1 rRNA gene is annotated in these 1638 nt (G+C 50.7%); it reads left to right on the forward strand.

The window, feature by feature from the left end:
* The first annotated feature begins 83 nt into the window (after window positions 1-83).
* Window positions 84-1630 (forward strand): 16S ribosomal RNA (locus tag CXF72_RS00365).
* The last annotated feature ends 8 nt before the right edge of the window (window positions 1631-1638 follow it).

The raw sequence follows: 1638 nt of genomic DNA on the forward strand, positions 1-1638 counted from the left end.
TTTTTATACTTAGGTATTGAGAGAAGAGTAATTAGTTTTAGTCAGTTATATTGAGTCGCAGCGCAAGCTGCAAATTAAACTTTAAATTGAAGAGTTTGATCATGGCTCAGATTGAACGCTGGCGGCAGGCTTAACACATGCAAGTCGAACGGTAACAGAGAATAGCTTGCTATTTTGCTGACGAGTGGCGGACGGGTGAGTAATGCTTGGGAATTTGCCTTGTTGCGGGGGACAACAGTTGGAAACGACTGCTAATACCGCATAATGTCTACGGACCAAAGGTGGCCTCTATTTATATGCTATCGCGACAAGATGAGCCCAAGTGGGATTAGCTAGTTGGTAAGGTAATGGCTTACCAAGGCGTCGATCCCTAGCTGGTCTTAGAGGATGACCAGCCACACTGGAACTGAGACACGGTCCAGACTCCTACGGGAGGCAGCAGTGGGGAATATTGCACAATGGAGGAAACTCTGATGCAGCCATGCCGCGTGTGTGAAGAAGGCTTTCGGGTTGTAAAGCACTTTCAGCGAGGAGGAAAGGGTGCAGGTTAATATCCTGTATCTGTGACGTTACTCGCAGAAGAAGCACCGGCTAACTCCGTGCCAGCAGCCGCGGTAATACGGAGGGTGCGAGCGTTAATCGGAATTACTGGGCGTAAAGCGCGCGTAGGCGGTTAATTAAGTCAGATGTGAAAGCCCAGGGCTCAACCTTGGAACTGCATTTGAAACTGGTTAACTAGAGTTTTGTAGAGGGTGGTAGAATTTCAGGTGTAGCGGTGAAATGCGTAGAGATCTGAAGGAATACCAGTGGCGAAGGCGGCCACCTGGACAAAGACTGACGCTGAGGCGCGAAGGCGTGGGGAGCAAACGGGATTAGATACCCCGGTAGTCCACGCAGTAAACGATGTCTATTAGAAGTTTGTGGCTATATGCCGTGGGTTTCAAAGCTAACGCATTAAATAGACCGCCTGGGGAGTACGGCCGCAAGGTTAAAACTCAAATGAATTGACGGGGGCCCGCACAAGCGGTGGAGCATGTGGTTTAATTCGATGCAACGCGAAGAACCTTACCATCCCTTGACATCCAGAGAATCTGTTAGAGATAGTAGAGTGCCTTCGGGAACTCTGAGACAGGTGCTGCATGGCTGTCGTCAGCTCGTGTTGTGAAATGTTGGGTTAAGTCCCGCAACGAGCGCAACCCTTATCCTTAGTTGCCAGCACGTAATGGTGGGAACTCTAGGGAGACTGCCGGTGATAAACCGGAGGAAGGTGGGGACGACGTCAAGTCATCATGGCCCTTACGGGATGGGCTACACACGTGCTACAATGGCAGATACAAAGGGTTGCTAACCAGCGATGGTATGCGAATCTCATAAAGTCTGTCGTAGTCCGGATCGGAGTCTGCAACTCGACTCCGTGAAGTTGGAATCGCTAGTAATCGTGGATCAGAATGCCACGGTGAATACGTTCCCGGGCCTTGTACACACCGCCCGTCACACCATGGGAGTGGGCTGCACCAGAAGTCATTAGCTTAACCTTTCGGGGATGGCGATGACCACGGTGTGGTTCATGACTGGGGTGAAGTCGTAACAAGGTAGCCCTAGGGGAACCTGGGGCTGGATCACCTCCTTACGTAAAGA

The organism is Psychromonas sp. MB-3u-54 (assembly GCF_002836415.1).
Classification (GTDB): Bacteria; Pseudomonadota; Gammaproteobacteria; order Enterobacterales; family Psychromonadaceae; genus Psychromonas.